An 18,178-nucleotide genomic window follows, 5' to 3' on the forward strand; every position below is an offset into this window, starting at 1 on the left:
CACGTCTGACCAGCCGCCCTCATCCGCAGTCGCGGCTGGCCACAGTTCTTGCATCAACATAACATATTTGTTACTATGGTGAACAGTGCGTACGAAATACGGTTCTTCAATGAGCGTGTCGAGGAGGGAGTGGCAGCATTACCCAAGACACTCGTCGCCCGGTTCTTTGCGCTCGTTGACCGCATGGAGCAGTACGGCCCGAACCTGGGCGAACCCCACACGCAATCGATGGGCAATGGACTGTACGAAATGCGATTGAAGGGCGCGGAAGGTATCGCTCGAGTGTTTTATTGTGCGATCGTCGAGAGGCGTATCGTCATGCTTCATTGTTTTGTGAAGAAGACGCAAAAGACGCCACAGAAGGAACTGGAAACGGCACGCCGTCGATTGAAGGAGGTTCGAGATGGCAACGTATAAGGAACTGCGCGAGCGTGCATTGACCGACCCCGAGGTGCGCGCTGAATTCGAACGACTGAACCGCGAGGAATTCGCACTGCTCGACGCAATGCTGGCTGCCCGACGAGAGGCCGGCCTGTCTCAAGCCGATGTGGCGGAGCGTATGGGCACGAAGGCACCGGCTATAACGCGGCTTGAGCGCGCGCTCGCAACGGGCCAGCATTCACCATCCATCGATACGCTGCGCAAGTATGCGGCGGCTTGCGGTAAAAGGCTCGTGATCTCGTTCGCCTGAAGCGCCCGCAAGCCGACGCATCGAAGCGCTACATTCCACCACGTCGGCAGGCAGGGGCATCACCGATTCCCACTCCGTCATCCTGCGTCACCAGCGCGCGTATCCACCACCACCCGCAACGCCCCGCTCCCCAGCAAACTGGCCGGCGTCACCGTGCGGCGGCGCCACGGAATCCGGCCGAAGTACCAGATCTTCCAGAAGCCGAGCGGATGGTCGGGATTCCGGCGCAGCAGCATGTCGAAGGTCTCGACGTCGCCGAGCACGATCCGCGTCGCATCGCGCACGACTTCGCGCACAAACCGCGAGCAGAACTGCCGGCGCGACGCGAGATTGAACCCCGTGTCGTAGACCACGCCGATCCGGCGCATCGCGGCGTCCACGAGCCGGCGCCGCTGCGCGGCATCGAGCGGCTGCTTCAGCCGCGCGATCACGCACGCACCGCGATCGGAACGCGCGAGAAACCGCGACATCGTCGTGACGCGCGACAGCGGAAACGTGCTCTCCGCGATCAGCGGCTCGCCGCCGCGCTCGCCGACGACGATCCCGACGTGATTCGTCCACGAGCGCGTCGCGCTTGCCACTTCGAGAAACGGCCGCACGGTCACGCGGATGAAGACGATGTCGCCGATCGCCGGCTCGACCGGCAACGGCATGTGATGCGCATCGTGAGATTCAACGGAGAAGAGACGCCGCCGGCCCGCTTCAGGCGAGCGGATCATGAGCGGCTGGCAGCCGGTATCGACAACCATACGGACCTCGCGCGAGTGGAGATGGCGCGAGCATGTCAGCGGCCGCAGCCCGCTGCATCTGCTTCCTGTGCGAGGGTGGGTATTCGCGCCACCCAGTGGCGGATTTCGATACCGGCGTGAAGCGGCGTGCAGGCGCCGCAGCCTTCAGCGCGTCGCGCCCAGCGCCACGCGCAGCCGCTCCATCAACTGCGTGTAGTGCCGCAGCACGTCGTCCTTCGGCACGACATTCGCGGTCGCGAAACGGTCGGACCACGCCGGTTTCCATTCATACGAGCCGTGCACGCTGCGGTCGCCGTCGGGCGCCTGGATCAGCGAGCGGATCCGCGCATCGCGGCCCGGGCCCGTATGCATGTCGAACAGCGCGTGGATATACGTGTGATACGCGTCGTACACGTCGTCGTCGAACAGGTAACGGTAGATGTGGAACGTGCGATCGAGGTCGCGCTTCGCACGGATCACGTCGTCCGGCGAGATGTCCTTCCAGTAGCCGATCCACGTGTAGAAGCACAGCAACGCATTGAGCTGCGGCGCGACCGCGTCGTACAGCGCGAGCCGCTTCTCGATCAATCGCTGGTTGGTCCACTGCACGAGTTCGAGCCGCTTCAGCCGGCGCGCGACGAGCCAGCCAAGGCACGCGACCGACAACGGCGTCAGCACGCCCAGCACGAGCTTGACGATTTCCAGCGAATTCCACGGATTGTTGATTGGCTGCATGAATGGCCCGACAAGAGGAAACGCATCCGCGCCGACGCACGACCCGGCGCGCAGCGCCGCCTGCCCGATCGCCTCGGCATTGACCGTTAGTTGCTTGCGCATCGAACGTCGCGCGACATCACCGGCGACAAGTTCGATGCGCGTTGATTCGTCAGTCTATCGGACGATTGTCACCGCGCCGTGACCGTTCGTCGACCCGTCGTCGCGTGGCCATGCACCCGCGTCACGCTAGGTCGGCAGCGCGGACGTGAGCTTGACCTTCTGCATCGGAATGTCGGTCTTCACGCTCAGCACGCCCGGAATGCGCGTGAGGTATTCCATCTGGAAGCGCCGGTAGTCGTCGATGTCGGCCGCGACGACGCGCAGCAGGAAATCGCAGTCGCCGGCCATCAGGTGGCATTCGACGACTTCCGGCATCTGCTGGACGGCCTCGGCGAAGCGGTTCACCGATTCCGCGTCCTGCCCCTTCAGCCACACGCGCGTGAAGATCGTCAGGCCCTTGCCGACTTTCGCGGGATTCAGCACGGCCACGTATTTCTCGATCACGCCGGCTTCCTCGAGGAGCCGCACGCGCCGCAGGCACGGCGACGGCGACAGCCCGACCTCGTGCGCGAGTTCCACGTTCTGCATGCGGCCGTCGCGCTGGAGCGCGCTCAGGATCCGGCGGTCGATGGCGTCAAGTTTCATTGGCATTCGATTCCAAAAAAATCGCGTATCACGCGTTCAATGCCAAATTCTGAGAAAAATCTGGCCACAACGCAACCCGATTCGAGTCAAAAAAGCAGACAATTCCTCCCCCGAAGGAGGAGTAATGAGCAGTAGCGTTTCAACGTCGTCAGGGCTTCGCGACAAGCCCGCCTATGTCGCCGAGATGGGTCGCGGTTTGCGCGCGGCGCTACCCGTCATGCTGGGTTTCGTGCCGTTCGCGCTCGTGCTGGGCGCGCAGGCCGCGCAAAAAGGGCTGAGCCTGTTCGAAGTGCCGATGATGACCGGCATGAACTTCGGCGGCGGCTCCGAATTCGCGGCGATCCACCTGTGGTCATCGCCGCCGCACATCGCGCTGATCGTCGCGATGTCGTTCCTCGTGAATTCGCGCCACATCCTGATGGGCGCCGCATTCGAGCCGTATATCCGCCGCCTGCCGCGCCGCCGCGCGTTCTTCGCGCTGTTCTTCATGTGCGACGAAAGCTGGGCGATGTCGCTCGCCGACGCCTGGGCGCGCTCGGCCACGCACATCAGCGTGCCGTATTACGCGGGCATCTGCATCGGGCTCTACCTGACGTGGATCTCGATGACCACGCTCGGCGCGGCGGTCGGCCCGACGATCGGCAACGTCGAGCAGTACGGCTTCGACATGGCGTTCACGGCCGTGTTTCTGGTGCTGCTGCGCGGGATGTGGAAAGGGATGCGGGCGAGCCGACCGTGGTTCGTGAGCCTCGTCGTCGCAGCGGCCACGCACCTGGCCGTGCCCGGCGCGTGGTACGTCGCGGCCGGCGCCTGCGCGGGGCTGATCGCCGCGCTGCTGTGGGAGCCGCGCGATGCCTGATTTCCCGGATTTCAGCACGGTCGCGACGATCGTGCTGATGGCGTCGACCACCTATCTGTCGCGCATCCTCGGCTACGTATTGCTGCGCAATCGCACGCTGAGCCCGCGGATGGCGTCGGTGATGGAGAACGTGCCCGGCTGCGTGCTGATCTCGGTGATCGCGCCGGCCTTCGTGTCGACGCGCCCGGCCGACCTGCTTGCGCTGGCCGTTACGCTGATCGCGGCAACGCGCCTCTCGATCCTGCCGACCGTCATCGTCGGCGTCGTGTCGGCCGGCCTGCTGCGGCACCTGCTCGGCTGAGCGGTTCCGACCCGCCGCGCACGCCGCGGCACAGCCACCGACGAACGGGCGCGCGATGCGCCCGTTTTCACATCCGCGCCGCCCCCGCGACACGACGATCCTCACGCGGGAATGCTAGCCTTGTGGCTTGCGCCACGCTGCACCTCCCTCTCACTGCCCATCTCCGCGAGGATCGTCCCGATGCAAGAAACCCGCCCGCTGTTCGACCGTGTCCTGCTCACCAACGACGACGGAATCGACGCCCCCGGCCTTGACGTGCTCGAACAGGTCGCCATGCAACTGGCGCGCGAAGTGTGGATCGTCGCACCGGCGGAAGACCAGAGCGGCACGTCGCATTCGCTGAGCCTGCACGACCCGCCGCGCGTGCATCGCAAGGGCGAACGCCGCTTCGCGGTGCGCGGCACGCCCGGCGATTGCGTCGCGATCGCGATCAGCCACCTGATGAAGGACGCACGGCCCGACATCGTGCTGTCCGGCGTGAATCGCGGCGGGAACCTCGGCACCGAAACGGTGTTTTCGGGGACGGTCGGCGCCGCGATGACGAGCATGCTGGTCGGCGTGCCGGCCATCGCGCTGAGCCAGGCCTTCACCGATCGCAACGCGGTGCCGTGGAACACGGCACGCACGCACGCGCCGGACGTCATTCGCCGGCTCGTGGCCGCCGGCTGGGACAGCGACGCGTGCCTGAACGTGAATTTCCCGCCGCGGCCCGCCGATGAGGTGCGCGGCCTGAAGGTGACGAACCAGGGCGCCGGCACGCTGCAGGGGGTCGAGATCGTGTCGGCGCGCGACCCGCGCGACTTCGAATATCACTGGCTGAAGCTCGCCCGCGCGCCGCGCGACGACGATGCGGACTCGGAAACGGTCGCGCTCGCCGAAGGGTATGTCGCCGTCACGCCGCTGAAGTTCGAGCGCACGCACGATCAGGCACTTGCGCAACTGCGGTCGCGCCTCGGCTGATCGCGTCGTTCGGCAAGCAAGCGGTCGCGGCAATCGCGCGCGTGACACCTGCGCGCGGTTGCGCGGCCGCATTCCCCGTCACCGCTTCACCGAGTCACGTCAGGTTCATTCCCCCGTCGAGCATCACGATCTCGCCCGTCACGTAGTCGGACGCGACGAGCATCGCGACCGTCTGCGCGATGTCGTCCGGCGTCGCCGCACGGCGCATCGGCGCGCGCTCGCGCCAGAGCTGCTGCGCGTCCGTCCAGTCGGCCGTGAGCGGCGTATCGACGAGCCCCGGCGCGACCGCATTGACGCGAATCGCCGGCGCGAGCGTTTTCGCGAGCAGCCGCGTCGTGTGATTGAGCGCCGCCTTCGCCGCCGCATACGGAATCGACGCGCCCTTCGGCCGCACGCCCGCATGCGAGCTGACGTTCACCACGCACCCGGCCCGCCCGTGCGATGCCGCTTCGCGCAGCGCGGCCTCCGCCTCGGCGACGAGCCGGAACGGTGCGATCACGTTGATCTCGTGCATCTCGCGCCACACGTCGGGCGTCGCCGCCGCGAGGTCGTCATGCGGAATCACGCGGCTGACGCCCGCGTTGTTGACGAGCACGTCGAGCCGCCCGTGCACGGCAACGGCTTCGCGGACCAGCCGCACGCGTTCGGCATCGTCGGCGAGATCGGCCTGCACATAGGCCGCGCCGAGTTCGCGCGCCATCGCGCGCCCCACGTCGACCGAACTGCGCGAATGCAGGATCACCGCGTAGCCGTCCGCCACCAGGCGGTGTGCGATCGCCGCGCCGATCCCCGACGTCGATCCGGTGACGAGCGCGACCGGCCGATGCACGCGCGATGCGCGCGGCTCGGCGACGGTTTCGGTTTCAGGTTCCGTTTCGGGAATCGGGGCAGACATCGGCGGGAGCGGCGCGTCCATATCGGGGAACCCTGTCAGTGGCGTTCCCGCATCATAAGCGCGACGACGCCCCCGGACACGAACGTGACGACGGCCACCACCAGGATCGCGGCAGCGAAGCCGAAGCGGTCGGCCATCAGGCCGGCCGACAGCGCGCCGATCGCATAGCCGAGATCGCGCCAGAACCGGTACACGCTCAGCGAACGCGCGCGCCAGCCGGGTTCGGATGCGTCGGACACGGCCGCGATCAGGCTCGGATAGACCATCGCCGTGCCGAGACCGAGCAGCACGCTCGCGACGAACCACCAGCGAAACTGCCCCGTCAGCGCGGTCAGTGCGAGCGCGGCCGCCTGCACCCACATCCCGGCGACGATCAGCCCCTTGCGCCCCCAGCGGTCGCTCAGCGGCCCGGTGACGATCTGGCCACTGCCCCACACGACCGGATAGACGGCCTTCAGGATGCCGATCCGCTCGATGCCGAGCCCGAGCGTCGTGAAGAACAGCGGGAAGATGCCCCAGCTCATCCCGTCGTTGAGGTTGTTGATCATGCCGGCCTGCGACGCCGCGAACAGGTTGCGGTTGCGGAACGACGTCAGCATGAAGACTTCGCGGAACGACAGCGCGGACGCGCCGGCCGGCTGGCCGCTTTCGAGCCGCACATGCTCGCGCGTGTCGCGCACGACGAGGATCGACAGCAGCAGGCCCGCGATCGCATAGAACACGCCGAGATAGATCGGCGTCGGCCGCAGCCCGTAGCGGCTCGCGAGATAGCCGGTCGCGAACGCGGTCACGCCCACCGCGAAATAGCCGGCGAATTCGTTCAGACCGACCGCCAGGCCACGGCTCTTCGGGCCGACGAGATCGACCTTCATGATCACCGTCATCGACCACGCGAACCCCTGGCTCAACCCGAGCAGCACGTTCGCGGCGATCACCCATTCCCAGTTCGGCGCCGCGATGATCATGAACGGCACCGGCAGGCCGAGCAGCCAGCCGGCGATCAGCACGCGCTTGCGTCCCCACGTATCGGCGAGCTGGCCCGACACGAGGTTCGCGAACGCCTTGACCAGCCCGAAGCTGACGATGAACGACGTGATCAGCGCGGTCGACTCGAGATGAAACTGCTCGGCGCCGATCAGCGGCACGACGGTCCGCTCGATGCCGACCATCCCGCCGACGAACGCATTGACCAGCACGAGCAGCGCGAATTGCCGCCAGTTCTCGCGCAGCCCGAGCGCCACGGCGCGCCCGCCGCGCGCTATCGCTACGTTTACCATCGCATCAGCCCCCTGCCGCGCCGGTCGCCTTGCCGCCGCAGCCGAACAGGGTTGAAATGCCTCCCGTATCGGGATGCAGGAAGGGTCTGAGAACCATCGAATTGCCTCCGTCCCGCGAATGCGGTAACATTCAATCAATTTGATGAATGATTGATCGAGGAGAGGCCACGTGTCAAGCACGGGACCCAAGCAAGCGATTTATGCGAGCCTCGCCGAGGTCGCGCAGGCGCTCGGCCATCCGAACCGGCTCGAATTGCTGGAGCACCTCGCGCAGCGCGAGCGGTCGGTCGAGGAACTGACGGCGCTGTCGGGGATGACGTTCGCGAACACGTCGCGGCACCTGCAGATCCTGCGGCGCGCGCGCCTCGTCGATACCGAGCGGCGCGGCAAGCACATCGTGTATCGCCTCGCCGGCGACAGCGAGGTCGTCGTGCTGATGAAGGCGCTCGGCCGCGTGGGCGAGCGCAACGTCGCCGAGGTCAACAAGGTGATGGGCGACTACTTCCACGCGCGCGATGCGCTGGAGCCCGTGTCGCGCGACGAGCTGACCGCACGGCTCGCGGACGGCCTCGTCACACTGCTGGACGTGCGTCCGAACGACGAATTCACGGAGGGCCACCTGCCGGGTGCGCTGAACATCCCGCTGTCCGAGCTCGATGCGCGCGTCAGCGAGTTGCCGGCCGGGACGGAGATCGTCGCCTACTGTCGCGGCCCGTATTGCGTGTTTGCGGTCGAAGCAGTCGCCGCACTGCGCGCGCGCGGCTTCAACGCAGTGCGACTGGAAGACGGATTTCCGGAGTGGAAGGCGGCCGGCCTCGCGGTCGAGACCGGCGCCGCCGGATGAAGCAACACGGCCCGCGTCGAAGCGGGCCGTTTGCCGGTTACTTGCCGGCCAGCGCCAGCGACGGCGCGAGCGCGCTGTTCGGATCCTGCCCGTTCCAGGTGCCGACCCATGCGTCGTTCGGCGTCGAGCCCATCACGAAGTCGAGCGTGCCGCCGGCCTTCATCTCATCGTACGTGATGTACGGCCGATGCAGCGGCGTGCCGTTCAGGCTGACCGACTGGACATAGCGATTGACCGATGACGGCGCGCCGCCGCCGGCCGTATGCGCGGTCACCTTGAAACGCCGCGTCGCGCCGAACTTCAATGCGCCGCTTGCCCCGCCTCCCGATGCAACCGGGATGTCGATCGTCGCCTCCTCGAACAGCGGCGTGCCGAGGTAGAACACGCCGCCCACCGGATTCAGCGAATAGATGCCGAGCGCGGACAGTACGTACCATGCCGACAGCTGCCCGCAATCGTCGTTGCCGGGAATCGCCGCATCGCGCACGCGGCGCGGGTCGGCCAGCGCGGCCTTCAGGCTGTCGCCGCTCAACAGCGCGCGATCGCCGGCCGTCAGCGTCAGCGAGTACATGTCGTCCATCACCGTGCGCACGCGGTCCTGCGTCTTCGACGGTATGCCCGCGACGTCGTACAGGTACGGCAGGTGGTTCGCCGGCTCGTTCCCCGCGAAGAACTGGCCGCTGCGGCCGGTCAGGTCCGGAAAGCCCTGGTTGTTGAGGAAGGTGAGCGGGTTGGCCGGATCGAACGTGCGATCGAGTTGCGCGATGAACTGGCTCTTGCCGCCGAGCAACGCAACGAGGCCGGGGAAGTCGTGGAAGATGTTCCACGTATCGACCCACGAATTCGATTCGGAGAAGTCCGTCTTCTCCGCCGCCGTCGGGTCGAAGCCCGCCACCCAGTTGCCCTGCGAATCCTTCGGCTGCGAGAATTTCCAGCCGTTGTTCGGCACCGGGTTGAACACGTTCCGGTAGTTCTGGCTGCGTTGCAGGTAGGGCCGGTAGTCGGCCGTGCTTTTGCCTGCCGCCTTGCCGACCGCGGCCGTCGCCCAGTCGTCGAACGAATAGTCCTGCGTCGTCGACACCGATGCGTTGTCGCCCGCGTACACGTAGCCGCTCTGGCGATACTGGTCGAAACCGTGCGCGCTCGCGCCCTGCGTGGTCGTCAATGCGGTCCAGATGTCGTCGATGCCGGCGCTCGTCAGGTGCTTCAGGTACGCATCGGCGATCAGCGGGATCGACGGATGGCCGGCCATCGTGAAGGTTTCCGTCTGCGCGAGCGGCCACACCGGCAGCTCACCCTTGCCGTTCTGCCTGAACTGCGTGAGCAGCGACTTCACCCAGCCGTCGACGCGCTCGGGCTGCACCAGCGTCATCAGCGGCGACTCGGCGCGGAAGGTGTCCCACAGCGAAAACGTCGACGAATAGTCGAAGCCCGGATTCGCATGCTTGCTCGTGGTCGGCGGCGACGTCGTGCCGTCGTTGGTCGAATCGGTGCCGACGTAGCTGCCGTCCGCATTGTTGTAGACGGTCGGCGCGAGCATCGTGCGGTACAGCGACGTGTAGAACATCGTCCGCTGGTCGGCGCTGCCGCCCTTGATCTTGATCCGCTCGAGCGCGGTGCTCCACACGCGCTCGGCCGCGCCGCGCACCTGGTCGAACGACTTCGCGCCGACTTCCGATGCGAGATTGGCCTGCGCATCCGCGATGCTCGACGGCGAGATGCCGACCTTCACCGTGACCGCGCCGCCGCTGTCGTTGCCGTCGGCGAACGTAAGGTACGCCTTGAAGCCGTCGGCGCTGAACGCGACGTGCTTCGTATCGAACGGCTTCGAGAAACGCGCGACGAAATACGTCGGCTTGTTGTTCGCCCAGTTGTTCGTGATCTCCCAGCCGGCGATCGTCTGTGCATCGATGACCTGGATCTTGCCGCTCGCGGTCGAGCCGCCGATCGGGTTGTCGATGCTGACGATCATGCTGCGCTTCTGCGCGGCCGCGCTCGGGAAATACGTGTAGCGATGCACGCCTGCATGCGCGGTGGCCGTCATCTCCGCGAGGATCTTTGCGCCCTGCACGTTCCACGGCGTGTTGCCGCTGCCGACCGGCGCCATCTTCACACGGTAGTAGCCGGGGCTCGCGGTTTCGTCGTCGTGGCTGAACGACGCGTTGTAGGTGATCGACGCATCGGCGGCGACCTTGGCCAGCGTCGCGGTGTCGACCGGCGCCAGCGTCGGCAGGAACCGCACTTCGCCGCCCGAACCGATGCCGGTGCCCGACAGGTGCGTATGCGTGAAGCCGGTGATGAACGGATCGTCGTACTGGTAGCCCGACGTGCGATCCCAGTTCCACGGCAGCGTGTGCGCGCCGCCGGTCGTGTCCGGCCCGAGCTGCACCATCCCGAACGGCACGGTCGCGCCCGGGTACACGTGGCCGTGGCCGCGCACGCCGCTGCTCCAGTCCGCATTGATGTCGAGATTCGCGGTGCCGATCATCGGGTCGACGCTGTGCAGCACCGACCGCTTGACTGCACCGCCGTTCCCGTTCTGATCGCCCTGGTCGTTCTGGTTGCCCTGGTCGTTCTGGTTGCCCTGGTCGTTCTGGTTGCCCTGCGCGTTCGAGATCTGCGCGAGCACGCTCGCATCCGTCGAACCCTGATCGCCCCCGCACCCCGACAACACGGCAAGGCACCCGATACCCACCACATGACGTAGCTTCATCCGTTCGTCCCTCCCTCTCTCTGCGTCGATCCTGTTGGCAAGAACCGCTCGTTGATCTCCCTGACCGTTACGGCGCGCTGGCCGCCTGCGGGAACGACGGCATCGCCGATGCGTCGGTGCCCCACGACGTGGCGCTCGCGTCGGCCGTCATCGCGTACGACAGCTTCCCGCCCTTCGCGATCTGCTCGAACGGCAGCCACGCGGTCGAGTACGAAGCGCCGTTCAGCTTCAGCGACTTCACGTAGAACGACGCGCTGTCGCCCGAGCCCGCACCCGGCGCGACGATGTGCAGCAAGCGGTAGCTGCCGTCCTTCTGCCCGACGCGCACCGTGATCTTCTCGAACTGCGGGCTCGACAGCGCGACGCCGCTCACGCCCGGCACGACCGGATAAAGACCGAGCGCAGCCCACACGTACCAGCCCGAGATCGCGCCGAGATCGTCGTTGCCCGGCAGCCCGGCCGCGCCGGTGCCGAACTCGTTCGCGAACGACGCGTGCAGCACGCGCTGCGTATGCGACGGCGCACCGGCCCATGCATAGACCCACGGCACGGCCATCGTCACTTCGTTGCCGACGTAGAAATACGGCTGCACGGTGCCGATGTTCAGGTGCGTGAAGAACGTGTCGAGCCGCTTGACGACCGGTGCGGCACCGCCGGCCTGCGCGACCACGCCGGCGAGAGCGTGCGGCACGTACCACGTGTATTGCTCGGAGTTGCCCTCCATGAAGCCCGTGCCGTCGGTAACCCATGCGCCGGCCGACGTCTTCGGCTGGATCGCGCCCTGGTCGAACAGGTTTTGCCAGTTGCCGCTCGACTTCAGCAGCGTGCCGGCCGTCGCCGTGTCGCCGAGCGCCGTCGCGAAGCGCGACACCGCGAAATCGCGCACCGCATATTCGAGCGTGTTCGATGCGGTCTGGTTGTCGCCCGAGCCCGACGACGGCACGTAGCCGAGCCGGTCGTAGTCCGCGCGGCTGCCCATCACCGGCGTGCCGGCGCACGCGGCGCCCGGCGCGGTGCTGCGCTTCATGATCGACAGCGCGGCCTGCGTGTCGAAGTTCGTCGCGCCGAACGCATGCGCGTTCGCGACGATGATCGAGCCCGCATCGCCCGGCATCACGGCCGTCTCGGTATTGAAGTACGCCCAGCGCGGGAACGCTCCGCACGCTTTCGCGTCGAGCACGAGCGACTGCACGATGTCGCTGGTCCGCACCGGATCGAGCAGCGCCTGCAACTGGATGAACGAGCGGTCGATGTCCCAGCCGGAGAAGTTCGCGTACATCGTGCGGCCTTTCTCGACCTGACGCGTCGGCGCGGCCGCTGCGCCGTTCGACGCGTAGAAATCCGGATACTGGCCGTTCACGTCGTTGAACACGTTCGGGTGCAGCGACGCGTGATACAGCGCGGTGTAGAACTTCGTCTTGTCGGCATCGCTGCCGCCCGTGACCTGGATCGCGTTCAGCCGCGCGTTCCACGCGGCGCTCGCCGCGCTGCGCACCTTGTCGAAGCGCCAGTTCCGGCTGCCTTGCGCATCCGTTTCCGGATTCTCGGCGCGCAGGTTCGCCTTCGCATTCGCTTCGCTGACGAACGAGATGCCGAGTTTCATCATCACGTCGGGATGCGTGCTGTCGACCTTGAACGTGACCGTCACCGGGCTGTTGTTCGACAGCGCCGGCTTCGCCGCGAACGGCTGGCTGAATTCCGCGTAGTAGTAGACGGGCACCGCATGCCCGGCCCAGCAGAATCCGCCGCCCGCGATCGTGCCCGACAACGCGCGGTCGCCGACCTGGCTGACCGTGTCGCTCGTCGTGCCTTGCGCGCGGTTGTTCAGCACGGTCGGATCGATCGCGATCGTCGCCTGCTGGCCCTGCGTGAGCGCCGGATACGTGAAGCGTGCGAAGCCGGTGCGCAGCGTCGTCGTCAGCTCGGCCTTGATGCCGTTGCCGAGCGTGACGCCGTAATAGCCGGCCTGCGCGGTTTCGTTCGCGTGGCTGAAGCTGGCCGGCGTGCCGGCATCGCCGGGCGCGAGCTGCGGCATCACGTTCAGGTAGCCGCCGTTCGCCCAGCAGCCGGTGCCGCTCAGGTGCAGGATGCTGAATGCGTTGATCGACGTGTCGCCGTACCAGTAGCCGCCGGAGAAGCCGGAGCCGTCGCCCTTGCTGCTGTCGTATTGGGCGGTCGGTGTCATCGGGCTCCACTGCATCATCCCGAACGGCACCGTCGGCCCCGGGAACGTGCCGCCGCCGAGACCCGAGCCGACCGGGTCGGCCGGCTGGTCGGTCGCGTAGTCGGTACCGATCAGCGGATTGACGTACTGCGCGACGCGGATGTCGGCGTTTTTCTTCGACGCTTCGTTGCCGTTGCTGTTGTCGTTGCCGCCGTTGCCGTTTTCATTGCCTTGCGACTGCGCGGACGCCGCCATGTTCGCAGCGGCCGCCGACGGCGAATCGCCATCGCCGCCGCAAGAAGCCAAGACAACGCACAGCGCCAGCAGCGCCGTTCCCAACCCCCAGTTCCTGGACATCGCCCGTCTCCGTATCGTTCTTGAATCAGGATGTTGATTCGAACTACTGAGCTTTAAATCAGGATGCTTTCGATGAATTCCGCTTGCCCGGCCGATCGGTCGAAAATCCCGGGTGCGTGTCGTTATTTCCGAATTCGCGCACCTGGAAATAGACGCGCCGGCATGTCGAAATACCGGCGCCCAGGAACGGACAATGCGCACAAGCGTGCCCAAATAAACGTGTTTTCTCTACCCCGTGTTTTTACGAATTTTTATTTTGTTTATCTAAACAAGAGGTTATTGATTCGGTTTTTATGCGGAATGAGACAGTGAATGCACGATTGGTGATCAACGCTGCTTCGGCAGATCGACATAGTCCTCGAGGTCGCCCGCGACATAGAGCCGCTTGCCGAGTCGCGGGTATTCGCAGACGTCGTGTTCGAGCCGCTGCCCGCCGACGAGCAGCTCCAGCGGCGTATCGCCGGTGTTCTGCACCGTATGCGCTTCACCGCCGCGCGGAAAGCCCAGAAAATCGCCGGGCCCGATTGCCTCGGTGCGCTCGCCGATCGTGACCGCACCCGTACCGGACAGCACGTACACGAACTCTTCTTCGTACAGGTGACGGTGATACTCGGCCGATTCGTGACCGGGCATCAGCGTGAGCAGATGAACACCGAATTGCGTCAGGCCGGTCAGGTCGCTGAGTTGTCGCTTGAGACGAACGGCATTGGGATTCAGCGAATGCACCGCGCGCGTCGGTTCCATCTTCGCAATATCGGCGGCCTTCAGCAGTTCCCGGGGAAAGGGAGTCGACATGGGGATCTCGCAAGCGTGAATGCTTCGGTTGAATGCGGCGCCGGCATGGCGCGCGCAGCGGCCATTGTCCGACATTTTCACGCTTGCAGAGGGGTTGCGAGCCCCGCGATCGCACGCGGCTAGCGCGCGCAATCGGCCAGCAGGTTCGCCAGCACCGACGCGCCTTGCGCGAGGTGCACCGGATCGGCATCTTCCGCTTCGTTGTGGCTCAAGCCGGCCTTGCACGGCACGAACACCATCGCGGAAGGCGCGACGTACGACAGGTTCACAGCGTCGTGCCCCGCGCCGCTGCACATCTCCCTGTACGGATAACCGGCGGCAGCCGTGGCCTGCCGCACGCGCTCGACGCATTCCGCATCGAACACCACCGGCTCGTATTCGGCGATCGTCTGCACCTGCACGCTCGTGCCGCGCAGCGCGGTGCGTTGCAGGCAGATCGCTTCGATGTCGGCGACCAGTTGCTGCAACGCCGGCCGCGACGGGTGGCGCACGTCGACGCTGAACCGGACCTTGCCCGGAATCGTGCTCGGCGAATTCGGCTGGCACGCGACATGGCCGACCGTCACGCGCGCATCGGCGTCGAACGTGTGGCCGTGCTCGACGATCGCGGCGATCATCGCGGCCGCCGCGCCCATCGCGTCACGGCGCACGCTCATCGGCGTCGTGCCCGCATGCGACTCGAAGCCCGTCACCGTGACGTCGAGTTCGTAGATGCCCTGCACGCCCGTCACGACGCCGATCGGCAAACCGGCCTGCTCCAGCACCGGCCCTTGCTCGATATGCGCTTCGAAATAAGCCTTCGGCATTTGCCGCTCGCGCGCGGGACCGGCGAAACCCGTGCGTTCGAGTTCGTCGCGCAGCAGCGCGCCCGTCTGCATGCACGGGCGATCCAGCGCGTAGTCGAGATCCAGCGCGCCTGCATAGACGGCCGAGCCCATCATCCCCGGCGTGAAGCGCGAACCCTCTTCATTGGTCCACGCGACGACGTCGATCGGATGCCGTGTCGCGATGCCGTGCTCGTTCAGCGTACGAATCGCTTCGAGGCCCGCCAGCACGCCATAGACGCCGTCGAAGCGGCCGCCGAGCGGCTGCGTGTCGAGATGGCTGCCGCACGTCACGGGCGGCAAGCCCGGTTCCGTGCCCGGCCGGCGAGCGAACACGTTGCCGATCGGATCGATGCGGATCTCGCAGCCGGCTGCTTCGCACCACGCGATGAAGCGGCGCCTGCCGAGCGCGTCGTCGTCGCTCAGCGCGAGCCGGCAGCTGCCGCCGTGCGCGGTCGCGCCGATCGTCGCCATCTCCATCAGCGAATTCCACAGCCGTTGCTGGTTTACGAGAATCATCGTGACCGCTCCTGAAAAGCACCGAGCATATACACTCGACCCAATAAGAAAAATCCAAGATTTCGTTGTGGACGATAACTTTTTCTTGTCACCCGGTGTTCCGCCCGGAACCCCGTGTTTCCTTCGCCTCCGGATCGGTCATTCATGAAGCTCAAGCAGCTCGATGCGTTTCTCGCGGTCGCCGAGAATCGCACCATTCGCGGCGCGGCGCGCGTACTCGGCGTCACGCAACCGGCCATCAGCAGCATCGTGCGCGAACTCGAACAGGAACTCGGCGTGCCGCTCGTCGTGCGTAGCGTGAAGGGAATTGCCCTGACCGATTACGGCAGCGCGTTCGCGATTCGCGCGCGGCTGATCGTCGAGGAGATTCAGCGCACGCGTGACGAAATCGAGCAGTTGCGGCTGGGCACGACCGGCTCGGTGTCGATCGCGGTGAGTCCGACCGTTGCACTGACGATCCTGCCGCGCGCGTTCGCCGCGTTCTCGCGCGACCTGCCCGGCGCGACGCTGAACGTCGACGATGCGCTGACCGCGACGGATCTCGCGCGGCTGCGCGACGGCTCGCTCGACTTCATCGTCACGCATCAGTTATCGAACGCGATGCCGGACCCCGACGAATTCGCGAGCATTCCGTTGTTCCGGACGGCGTTCGCGGTCGTCGCGAGAAGCCGGCATCGGCTCGCGCGCGCCCGCTCGCTGCGCGAGCTCGTCGATGCGCAATGGTGCGTGCCGCGCTACGGCGACGGGGGAGACGATCTGGTGCGCTCGATCTTCATGCCGTTCGGCATCGACGTGCCGAAGCGGGTGGTCCACTGCCCGTCGTTTGCCGCGACGCTCGGGCTCGTGTCGCAGACGGATGCGCTCGGCGTGTTCGCGCGGCCGCTCGCCGACGTCGAACGCAAGTCACGCGGCATCGTCGTGCTGGATCTTGCCGAGCCGATGCCCGCGTTGACGGTCGCGATCGTGATGCGGCGGCATGCGTTGCTGACGCCGGCCGCGCTGCATTTCATCGAGTGCCTGAAGGTGGCGGCCGCAGCGGTCACGGGCAGCGCCGACGGCCGGTAACGGACGTCGGCGACGCGATGGCGCGAACGCTCTGCATCTGCGCCGCTTGCGAACGCGCCCCGCCCCGCTCCGGCCTGCTTCGCGCAAACGCGACTAGCGTGCGAATTTCTCCTGCGTCGCACTGCCGTAGACCGCGTAAAGCGAGCCCGCCAGCATCGCGAGAATCAGGCCGATGCTGATCGCGATGCGATAGATGCTGGTGATGTCGACGTAGTGCTGTAGATCCGGCATGCCGATCTGAAGATAGATCCACCCGATCAGCGGCACGAGCGCATAGAAACTCGGCAGCGCCAGCACGCAGAGCACGGCGAACAGGCTCCACTCCTTGACGAGCGCATGACGCTCACGCATCACACCCCACAGCAGCAGCACCGCGAAGAACAGCTCGAATGCACCGTTCATCTGGAACGGCGTCCCGCCGGACGACGTGATCGCAGTCGGCCCGCCCAGCAGTTGCCCCCAGTACAGCAACACGGCGCCGTTTGCGGCAGTCAGCACGCCGGTCGCAGTCGCGAGCCGCATCATCCGCGCCGGCTGCGGCTTCCCGATGAACGCGGCGCGCAGCAGGAACGGTGCGAGCGCGCACACGCCGATCGCACTGGCGGCATAGAGCCAGCGAGAGCCCGGCGCCGCCCGCAGCACGCTGCCCTGGAACGCGGCGAGTCCGGCCGGAATCCAGTCCTTGCCGGCCTGGAACCGGTCGAGGCCGGGCGTCACCAGGTAGTGATCGACGACGGCGGCCAGCGCGGCGATGCTCAACACCGACAGAACGGCGACGCCCACTTTGGCAACCGTCTCCGTCAACGCCGCCGGGACAACCGGGGCGGCACGGCCCGTGGCCGGGCGAGACTTCTGGAACCAGCGGTTCATGCACAGCAGCAGGTAGCCGAACAGCATGCATTGCGCGATCAGCACCGCGACCGCCGAGAAATTGGACGTGTTCTGGTTGACGTCCGGATAGACCATCGCGGCCCAGATCCAGTCGATGCGCGTGAACGGCGCCGTGAGCAGGAAGCCGTAGTTGATCGCCATATACGCCTGATGCTGGGCAATCTCGCGGCGGATCAGGTGATGGATCGACATCCACAGCGATGCCGTGACGCCCAGCGCGAGAAACCAGAGGCCGGTCGCGAACGTCAGCGTGTCGTACATCATCGCGACCGGCGTGCGCACCATGTAGGTCATCGCGCCGATCATCGCGAGCTGCGACGACACCATGTAGACCACGCCCGCCGTGCGATGCCAGCGCGGATAGTTGCGGCGCAGCGCCGGCCAGAACTGCAGCGCGCCCAGCAGCATGCACGTGCCGCCCAGGATGTTGTGCAGCGACAGGATGACGATGTTCACCTTCGGCATCTGCGCGTAGTACAGCACGGTGTCGTAGAAGCCATTCTCGCCGAACATGAGCCGCGCCGACGTCAGCCTGGCCGCGATCCAGATGAACGGATCGTCGGTGCCGAGCACCTGCCCCCAGCCCGGATCGGCCCCGGCGATCGACATCGCGCGAAGCTGTTCGCGCGCATGCAGCAGCGCGTCGCCCGATACCGCGCCGAAATTCGCCTGCCCGGTCGCGATGGCCGTCAGCGCGTAGAGGACAGTGACGATGGCAAACGCCACGAACACCACGATGGCCCACGTGCGCAGGCGGCCGCCCGGCACGTCGCCTGCACGCGCCGCCGCGATGGCGGCCGCCTTCGCCGCCGGGTGCCCGATGTCATTCGATCCTGCCATCCCGTCTCTCCCTGATCGTGCGTCGTTATCGAT

The 18,178-nt window shown here is 66.3% G+C and carries 17 protein-coding genes; 7 read left to right on the plus strand and 10 right to left on the minus strand.

Features of this window, described 5'->3' with window-relative positions:
* Positions 1-129 precede the first annotated feature (129 nt).
* The gene (locus BDI24065_RS02015; protein ID WP_438819994.1) at positions 130-417 is read left to right on the plus strand and encodes a type II toxin-antitoxin system RelE/ParE family toxin; all 288 of its coding nucleotides are present in this window, start codon (positions 130-132) and stop codon (positions 415-417) included.
* The gene (locus tag BDI24065_RS02020) at positions 404-691 is read left to right on the plus strand and encodes a helix-turn-helix domain-containing protein (RefSeq protein WP_174939525.1); all 288 of its coding nucleotides are present in this window, start codon (positions 404-406) and stop codon (positions 689-691) included. Before BDI24065_RS02015 ends, BDI24065_RS02020 begins: the two co-directional genes overlap by 14 nt.
* A 77-nt stretch (positions 692-768) precedes the next feature.
* Here the strand turns inward: BDI24065_RS02020 and BDI24065_RS02025 are convergent, their stop codons facing one another.
* The 3 genes from BDI24065_RS02025 to BDI24065_RS02035 all read right to left on the minus strand — a co-directional run bounded on the left by BDI24065_RS02025 (position 769) and on the right by BDI24065_RS02035 (position 2,841).
* A complete protein-coding gene (locus tag BDI24065_RS02025; RefSeq protein WP_175029787.1) occupies positions 769-1,440 on the minus strand; it encodes a YebB family permuted papain-like enzyme in 672 nt (223 codons plus the stop codon).
* Positions 1,441-1,584: 144 nt separating this feature from the next.
* Complete coding sequence (locus BDI24065_RS02030) at positions 1,585-2,154, minus strand: hypothetical protein (protein ID WP_175029974.1); 570 nt, start codon at positions 2,152-2,154, stop codon at positions 1,585-1,587.
* Between the two features lie 228 nt (positions 2,155-2,382).
* Positions 2,383-2,841 carry an Lrp/AsnC family transcriptional regulator gene (locus BDI24065_RS02035; protein ID WP_006486309.1) on the minus strand — a complete coding sequence of 153 codons (459 nt, stop codon included), beginning with the start codon at positions 2,839-2,841 and terminating at the stop codon, positions 2,383-2,385.
* A 124-nt stretch (positions 2,842-2,965) separates the two neighbouring features.
* Here BDI24065_RS02035 and BDI24065_RS02040 point away from each other — a divergent pair, with 124 nt between their 5' ends.
* The 3 genes from BDI24065_RS02040 to surE all read left to right on the plus strand — a co-directional run bounded on the left by BDI24065_RS02040 (position 2,966) and on the right by surE (position 4,961).
* The gene (locus tag BDI24065_RS02040) at positions 2,966-3,700 is read left to right on the plus strand and encodes an AzlC family ABC transporter permease (RefSeq protein ID WP_175029788.1); all 735 of its coding nucleotides are present in this window, start codon (positions 2,966-2,968) and stop codon (positions 3,698-3,700) included.
* Positions 3,693-4,001 (plus strand): AzlD family protein, encoded by a 309-nt coding sequence (locus BDI24065_RS02045; protein ID WP_069250570.1) that lies wholly within the window; start codon positions 3,693-3,695, stop codon positions 3,999-4,001. The genes BDI24065_RS02040 and BDI24065_RS02045 overlap by 8 nt, the downstream gene beginning before the upstream one ends.
* Positions 4,002-4,181: 180 nt before the next feature.
* Positions 4,182-4,961: a 5'/3'-nucleotidase SurE gene (surE, locus tag BDI24065_RS02050; protein ID WP_175029789.1), complete on the plus strand. Its 780-nt coding sequence runs from the start codon at positions 4,182-4,184 to the stop codon at positions 4,959-4,961.
* A 94-nt stretch (positions 4,962-5,055) separates the two neighbouring features.
* Here surE and BDI24065_RS02055 read toward each other — a convergent pair whose 3' ends face one another.
* Together BDI24065_RS02055 and BDI24065_RS02060 are read right to left on the minus strand one after the other, a co-directional pair.
* On the minus strand, positions 5,056-5,877 hold the full coding sequence (locus BDI24065_RS02055) for an SDR family NAD(P)-dependent oxidoreductase (RefSeq protein WP_175029790.1): 822 nt from the start codon (positions 5,875-5,877) through the stop codon (positions 5,056-5,058).
* A 14-nt stretch (positions 5,878-5,891) separates the two neighbouring features.
* Positions 5,892-7,133: an MFS transporter gene (locus BDI24065_RS02060; protein WP_175029791.1), complete on the minus strand. Its 1,242-nt coding sequence runs from the start codon at positions 7,131-7,133 to the stop codon at positions 5,892-5,894.
* 169 nt (positions 7,134-7,302) lie between these two features.
* Here BDI24065_RS02060 and BDI24065_RS02065 point away from each other — a divergent pair, with 169 nt between their 5' ends.
* Positions 7,303-7,977, plus strand: a complete 675-nt coding sequence (locus BDI24065_RS02065; protein WP_175029792.1) for an ArsR/SmtB family transcription factor — start codon at positions 7,303-7,305, stop codon at positions 7,975-7,977.
* A 37-nt stretch (positions 7,978-8,014) separates the two neighbouring features.
* On the opposite strand, the gene BDI24065_RS02070 is transcribed toward BDI24065_RS02065, so the two are convergent.
* The 4 genes from BDI24065_RS02070 to BDI24065_RS02085 all read right to left on the minus strand — a co-directional run bounded on the left by BDI24065_RS02070 (position 8,015) and on the right by BDI24065_RS02085 (position 15,349).
* Complete coding sequence (locus tag BDI24065_RS02070; protein ID WP_175029793.1) at positions 8,015-10,690, minus strand: GH92 family glycosyl hydrolase; 2,676 nt, start codon at positions 10,688-10,690, stop codon at positions 8,015-8,017.
* A 67-nt stretch (positions 10,691-10,757) separates the two neighbouring features.
* Positions 10,758-13,211 carry a GH92 family glycosyl hydrolase gene (locus BDI24065_RS02075; protein ID WP_175029794.1) on the minus strand — a complete coding sequence of 818 codons (2,454 nt, stop codon included), beginning with the start codon at positions 13,209-13,211 and terminating at the stop codon, positions 10,758-10,760.
* A gap of 327 nt (positions 13,212-13,538) precedes the next feature.
* On the minus strand, positions 13,539-14,006 hold the full coding sequence (locus BDI24065_RS02080) for a cupin domain-containing protein (protein WP_175029795.1): 468 nt from the start codon (positions 14,004-14,006) through the stop codon (positions 13,539-13,541).
* 119 nt (positions 14,007-14,125) lie between these two features.
* Positions 14,126-15,349 carry a Zn-dependent hydrolase gene (locus tag BDI24065_RS02085; RefSeq protein WP_175029796.1) on the minus strand — a complete coding sequence of 408 codons (1,224 nt, stop codon included), beginning with the start codon at positions 15,347-15,349 and terminating at the stop codon, positions 14,126-14,128.
* Between the two features lie 144 nt (positions 15,350-15,493).
* Here BDI24065_RS02085 and BDI24065_RS02090 point away from each other — a divergent pair, with 144 nt between their 5' ends.
* Entirely contained in the window at positions 15,494-16,414 is a 921-nt protein-coding gene (locus tag BDI24065_RS02090) for a LysR family transcriptional regulator (protein ID WP_175029797.1), read from the plus strand.
* Positions 16,415-16,507: 93 nt separating this feature from the next.
* Here BDI24065_RS02090 and BDI24065_RS02095 read toward each other — a convergent pair whose 3' ends face one another.
* Positions 16,508-18,145 (minus strand): DUF2306 domain-containing protein, encoded by a 1,638-nt coding sequence (locus tag BDI24065_RS02095; protein WP_175029798.1) that lies wholly within the window; start codon positions 18,143-18,145, stop codon positions 16,508-16,510.
* Positions 18,146-18,178: the final 33 nt, after the last annotated feature.

It is taken from the genome of Burkholderia lata (assembly GCF_902499025.1).
Taxonomy (GTDB): domain Bacteria; phylum Pseudomonadota; class Gammaproteobacteria; order Burkholderiales; family Burkholderiaceae; genus Burkholderia; species Burkholderia lata_C.

Excerpts from the sequence above, each read along its gene's own strand:
- BDI24065_RS02020 (WP_174939525.1), top strand. The coding sequence starts at position 404 with ATGGCAACGTATAAGGAACTGCGCGAGCGTGCATTGACCGACCCCGAG.
- BDI24065_RS02025 (WP_175029787.1), bottom strand. The coding sequence starts at position 1,440 with ATGGTTGTCGATACCGGCTGCCAGCCGCTCATGATCCGCTCGCCTGAA.
- BDI24065_RS02030 (WP_175029974.1), bottom strand. The coding sequence starts at position 2,154 with ATGCAGCCAATCAACAATCCGTGGAATTCGCTGGAAATCGTCAAGCTC.
- BDI24065_RS02035 (WP_006486309.1), bottom strand. The coding sequence starts at position 2,841 with ATGAAACTTGACGCCATCGACCGCCGGATCCTGAGCGCGCTCCAGCGC.
- BDI24065_RS02040 (WP_175029788.1), top strand. The coding sequence starts at position 2,966 with ATGAGCAGTAGCGTTTCAACGTCGTCAGGGCTTCGCGACAAGCCCGCC.
- BDI24065_RS02045 (WP_069250570.1), top strand. The coding sequence starts at position 3,693 with ATGCCTGATTTCCCGGATTTCAGCACGGTCGCGACGATCGTGCTGATG.
- surE (WP_175029789.1), top strand. The coding sequence starts at position 4,182 with ATGCAAGAAACCCGCCCGCTGTTCGACCGTGTCCTGCTCACCAACGAC.
- BDI24065_RS02055 (WP_175029790.1), bottom strand. The coding sequence starts at position 5,877 with ATGGACGCGCCGCTCCCGCCGATGTCTGCCCCGATTCCCGAAACGGAA.
- BDI24065_RS02060 (WP_175029791.1), bottom strand. The coding sequence starts at position 7,133 with ATGGTAAACGTAGCGATAGCGCGCGGCGGGCGCGCCGTGGCGCTCGGG.
- BDI24065_RS02070 (WP_175029793.1), bottom strand. The coding sequence starts at position 10,690 with ATGAAGCTACGTCATGTGGTGGGTATCGGGTGCCTTGCCGTGTTGTCG.
- BDI24065_RS02075 (WP_175029794.1), bottom strand. The coding sequence starts at position 13,211 with ATGTCCAGGAACTGGGGGTTGGGAACGGCGCTGCTGGCGCTGTGCGTT.
- BDI24065_RS02080 (WP_175029795.1), bottom strand. The coding sequence starts at position 14,006 with ATGTCGACTCCCTTTCCCCGGGAACTGCTGAAGGCCGCCGATATTGCG.
- BDI24065_RS02085 (WP_175029796.1), bottom strand. The coding sequence starts at position 15,349 with ATGATTCTCGTAAACCAGCAACGGCTGTGGAATTCGCTGATGGAGATG.
- BDI24065_RS02090 (WP_175029797.1), top strand. The coding sequence starts at position 15,494 with ATGAAGCTCAAGCAGCTCGATGCGTTTCTCGCGGTCGCCGAGAATCGC.
- BDI24065_RS02095 (WP_175029798.1), bottom strand. The coding sequence starts at position 18,145 with ATGGCAGGATCGAATGACATCGGGCACCCGGCGGCGAAGGCGGCCGCC.